Origin of the sequence: Candidatus Phytoplasma gossypii, from assembly GCF_030586975.1 — a bacterium.
Taxonomy (GTDB): Bacteria; Bacillota_I; Bacilli_A; order Acholeplasmatales; family Acholeplasmataceae; genus Phytoplasma; species Phytoplasma citri.
On record NZ_JAOSIT010000015.1, the window covers coordinates 7536 to 12710 of the forward strand.

Sequence of the window (5175 nt, forward strand, 5' to 3'; positions counted from 1 at the left end):
TACAAATTTCAGATGTAGTAGGTATTTTAAATTTTCTTGATTTACGATATGACATTTTGAAAAAACCTAAATATGGAATTGTAAATTTTTCTTTTTTATTTAAAGTTTCACCCATTGTATCATATAAAGATTTAAAAACTTTCGCAACATCTTTTTTTTTAATATTTGTATCTTTAGCTACTTTAGAAATCAATTCAGCCTTATTCATTATTTTTTTGACTCCTTTATTAAATTTTAAAATCATTTTCAATTAAAATAATTAAAAGTTAAAAAATATTTTCAACTTCTTACTAAGATTCAAATTTAGACAAAATAAATTAACTATTTCAACAAAATAATATAAATATACATCGAAAAATTAAAAATTATGTCCAAAAAACTTGAATCTAGTTTGATTTTAGCATAAAAATAAATTTTATTAACATAAAATCATTATTTTTGCATAAATTTATTCATAATTGTTTCCAAAAGATAATTTATAGGTTTTTTTTCTATAACTACCTGATAAGCACTTTTTATAAGAGGTAATTTTATATTTTTATCTAACATCAAACTATAAAAAGCTTTTAAATTATTAATACCTTCGATAGTTTGATAACTATTTAAATAAATTTTTTTAATATCTGTTCCTAAACCTATTTGAATACCAGCTTGATAGTTTCGGGAATCTTCATTAAAACTTGTCACTATTAAATCGCCTAATCCTGCTACTCCTAAAATTGTCTCCAAAGAAAATCGAAAATATTTCATTAATTCATATAATTCTAACATAGCTATACTAAAAAAAGCAGATTTAGCATTATTTTTAAAATTATTCATATCTAAAATACCACTAATCAAAGATAAAACATTTTTAAAAGCACTACATATTTCGCAACCATAAACATCATTTGAACAAACAACTTTCAAATAAGTTGAATTAGTAAAAATATGAGATATAAAATCAGCAAATTTAGCATTCGAAGAAGCAGCCACTAAAAAAGTTAAATAACAATTGATGACTTCTTCAGCATGAGATGGCCCCATAATACAACCATAATTTTTAATCTGAAATAAATTTAATTCTTCATTAATAATTTCTTGGACAGTCTTATAACTGGAAACTTCTATACCTTTAGAAGCGTTAATAAAATGTTTTGATTGTTTTTTTAAAATCAAATTAATTTCCCGCAATAATAATCTTATTTTTTGAGCAGGTATACATAAAATTATTAAATCCGAATATAATAAAGCTTCAGATAAACAAGAAGTAGCTTGTATTTTTGTATTTAAATTTTTATCAAAAACAGAATGTTTATGTTGTTTAATACGATTTACATATTCAAGATTATTATCACATACTAAAACTAAATGATCGTTATTTGCTAAAACTTGAGCTAAAGTAGTTCCCCAAGCTCCTCCTCCTATAATAGTAATTTTTGTATTCATATATCATCACTTTTCTTTTTAAAAATTATTTTAATAGGTAAACCTTGTAATTCTAAATTTAATCTTAATTGATTTTTCAAAAATCTTTCATAAGAAAAATGAATAAATTGCGGATTATTAACTAAACAAACAAAAGTAGGTGGTTTATTAAAAATTTGTTTTAAATAATAAAAACGAGCTTTTCCTTGTTGAAATATATGAGGAGGATTTAATTGAATAGCTTTATATAAAATATCATTTAAAACATGATCTGTAAAAGTACGTTTATAGTTTGAAAAAACTATATCTAACGTTTTTATAAATTTATCTAAATTATATTTTTTCAAAGCAGAAATATTAATCAAAGGCATATAATCCAAAAATTTTAATTCATTTCTAATTTTATTTTCAAATGTATCTTGAATTTGATAATTTTTAGCAATCAAATCACACTTATTAGCAATAATAATGCAAGGTTTATTAGCTTTAAAAATCATAGAAGCAATATTTTTATCTTGATCACTAATTTTATGACTAACATCCATCATAAAACAAACAATATCACTTTCTAATATAGCCAAAGAAGTTCTTAAAAAACTGTATTTTTCTTTACCAATTTGAATTTTCCCTCTTTTTTTTAAACCTGCTGTATCAATAATACGATAAAAACTTTCATTATATTCGAATAAATTATTCACTGCATCTGTAGTAGTACCAGGAATATTAGAAACAATCATTCTTTCTTGGGATAATAAAGAATTTGTAAAAGTAGATTTACCAACATTAGGTTTTCCAATCACACAAAAATTAACTACATCTTCATTTTTAATGTTATTACAAAAAAGTTCTAATGGTCGCTTAGAAATAATAATATCTAAAAGTGTTCCTATACCAATACCATGAAGAACACTAATACCTACGATTTCATCAAAACCTAAACTATAAAAATTATAAATATCAGGTAACAAATTAATATTATCCATTTTATTTACCGCAACCACTACTTTAGAAATTTTAGAATATAAAAGTTTGGCTATAAAAAAATCTTCTTGTGTAACTCCTTCTCGAATATCTGTTAAAAATATAATAACATCAGCTTCTTGAATAGCTATTTGAGTTTGATATTTAATTTTTTCTTGAAAAGGTAAAATATTAAAACTAAGACCACCTGTATCAATAATAATAAAATTTTTATTTAACCAATGAGTATCAGCATAAATACGATCTTTAGTAGTGCCAGCTTCAGAATCAACTACAGCTAATCTTTTCCTTAAAAGGCGATTAAACAAACTAGATTTACCTACATTAGGGCGACCTACAATAGCTACTTTAAACATTTTTAACCAACATTTTCTTTTTAATTAAATCCTCTATTAAATTAACTGTTTCTGCAACAGAGAAATCAGTATTATCTATCAAAATAGCATCTGCTGCTTTTTTTAAAGGAGCAATAGCGCGTTTTTTATCTTTCAAATCTCTTAATTGAATTTCTTTGATAATATTCGCCAAATTTATTTGATCTTGATCTATTTTTTTTAACTCTTTTTGTTTCCGCAAAGCGCGTTGTCCAATACTAGCAGTTAAAAAAATTTTTAAATCAGCATGCGGCATCACAACAGTACCAATATCTCTTCCGTCCATAATAAGATAATCGTGTTCACGAATTATTTGATATTGTAATATCAAAATTTTGTTTCTAACAGGTAACAAAGAAGAAATATTAGAAACCTTTTGTTCAATATAATAATCATTTAAATTAACAGAAAAATATTCATTATTTAAATAAAAACCATCATTTGTTAACTTAATATTTATATTTTTTAATATTTGTTCTAAGTTAGCAATATCTAAAACATCATTATAACTTATTTCATTTTTTAATATATAAAAAGTAATTAAACGAAATAATAATCCAGTATTTAAATAAAACCATTTTAATTTATTAGCTAATAATCGACTAACAGTACTTTTGCCAGCTCCGGCCGGACCATCAATAGCTACTTTAAAATTCATAATAACAAAAAAGACACCCCTTATTGATAATATTTTTTATTAAATAAAATTTAATAAAAAAACTTTCATATTTGTTGACATTTTATTTCTCGTTATAACGAGATACATAACAATCATTAGAAGTATTAATAACAATTTTTTCTCCAATACCAATAAAAATAGGAACTTTTATAATCAAACCTGTTTCCAAAATAGCATCTTTATAAGCAGTATTACTTTTACGATGATTTTCGCCAGAAATAATAGGGTCTGTTTGATAAACTTTTAAAACTATTTTGTCTGGTAAAATAGTACCTAAAATATTATTTTGATCACAAAAAAGAAATTCAACAATAACATCTTCAGCTAAATATTTTTTAATACTTATTATATCTAACTCAGCAATTTCAATTTGTTCATAATTATTTTCGTTTACAAAAACATATATCCCATTTTGTATATAAGAAAATTTCAATTTAACTTTGTTTACTAAAGCTGTTTCAATTTTAATACCTGAATTAAAAGTATATTCTATAATACTACCTGTTTTTAAATTTTTCAATTTACTTCTAACAAAAGCAGAACCCTTGCCAGGTTTAACATGCAAAAAATCAATTATTTGATAAATATTATTTTTTAATTTAATAGTCATTCCCGTTTTAAAATCATTTGTGTTAATCATTTTCTTCACCTTTTTTTCAAAAAATTTTTAATTATATTGATAGCTTTAACTTCTAATTTAGGATCTAAAGCTTCTAATTGTACTAAAGACGACATTTGATTCATAAACCAAGTTTTTTGTCTTTTAGCATATTTAAGAGTTTTAGCAATAATCAAATCATAAGCTTGTTGAAAAGAAATCTTTTTGTCTAAAAAATCTTTAATTTCTCGATAACCAATAATATTAAAATTAGCATTAGGATATTTATTTATTAAATATTTAACTTCTCCCACAAATCCTTGTTTCAACATTTGTTCTAACCTTGATATAATACGTGGTTTCAAAAATTGAGGCTCTAAATTCAAATAAATAGTTAAAATATCAAATAAAGGTTTATTTGAGCCACTTTTTTGAGATCTTAAGCTATTACACATAACTTGACGATAAGCACTAATAACTCGACGAGAATTTTTTATATCTATAACTAATTTCGGATCTTTTTGAAAAATTAATTTTAACATATTTTCTAAAGTACAATTTTGATAAGATTTATTTTCATAATCTTTCGAAATAGCCAATTCATAATCAAACAAAGCAGCTTTAATATAAAGGCCACTTCCTCCTACTATAAAAGGGGTTTGAATATTCAAAATTTTATTTCTCGCATCTTGTTGGAAATTAAAAATATTATATTTATCACCAGGATTAATATTATCCAACAAATGATGAGGTATATGAGTTTCTTTAAGAGAAATTTTAGCTGAACCAATATTAAATTCTTTATAAATTTGAACTGAATCAGCATTAATTATTTCTCCACAAAAAAAATCAGCTAATTTCAAAGAAAGAGAAGTTTTACCTGAAGCAGTCGGACCTGTAATAACTATAATTTTTTTTTGTATTTTATTATTCATGATACTTAATTTTCATAATTTTTTGTTTTTTTCCTAAAGTTAAAACAACTCCATTTAACTGTCTTTTGCCTTGAGCAATTTTATGTTTTAATTTGTGATTATTTAAAAAATTATTAATAATAATATTTTTATCTTGACCTATTATACCATCTAAAGGCCCTGTCATACCTGCATCAGAAATATAAAGAGTTTTTTTAGGCA

Annotated in this window: 7 protein-coding genes; all 7 read right to left on the minus strand. The window is 23.4% G+C overall.

The window, feature by feature from the left end; genetic code table 11:
• A partial coding sequence (locus OC698_RS01710; RefSeq protein ID WP_304513005.1) for an HU family DNA-binding protein occupies window positions 1-208 on the minus strand: 208 nt, incomplete at its 3' end.
• A 224-nt stretch (window positions 209-432) separates the two neighbouring features.
• Window positions 433-1428 carry an NAD(P)H-dependent glycerol-3-phosphate dehydrogenase gene (locus tag OC698_RS01715; protein ID WP_304513006.1) on the minus strand — a complete coding sequence of 332 codons (996 nt, stop codon included), beginning with the start codon at window positions 1426-1428 and terminating at the stop codon, window positions 433-435.
• Entirely contained in the window at window positions 1425-2744 is a 1320-nt protein-coding gene (gene der / locus OC698_RS01720; protein ID WP_304513007.1) for a ribosome biogenesis GTPase Der, read from the minus strand. Before der ends, OC698_RS01715 begins: the two co-directional genes overlap by 4 nt.
• Window positions 2737-3420 (minus strand): (d)CMP kinase, encoded by a 684-nt coding sequence (gene cmk, locus OC698_RS01725; RefSeq protein WP_304513008.1) that lies wholly within the window; start codon window positions 3418-3420, stop codon window positions 2737-2739. Before cmk ends, der begins: the two co-directional genes overlap by 8 nt.
• Window positions 3421-3502: 82 nt before the next feature.
• Window positions 3503-4081 carry an elongation factor P gene (efp, locus tag OC698_RS01730; RefSeq protein ID WP_304513009.1) on the minus strand — a complete coding sequence of 193 codons (579 nt, stop codon included), beginning with the start codon at window positions 4079-4081 and terminating at the stop codon, window positions 3503-3505.
• A gap of 5 nt (window positions 4082-4086) precedes the next feature.
• Window positions 4087-4974 (minus strand): tRNA (adenosine(37)-N6)-dimethylallyltransferase MiaA, encoded by an 888-nt coding sequence (miaA, locus tag OC698_RS01735; RefSeq protein ID WP_304513010.1) that lies wholly within the window; start codon window positions 4972-4974, stop codon window positions 4087-4089.
• On the minus strand, window positions 4967-5175 hold a 209-nt coding region (locus OC698_RS01740; protein WP_304513011.1), incomplete at its 5' end, for a YmdB family metallophosphoesterase. The genes OC698_RS01740 and miaA, both read right to left, overlap by 8 nt.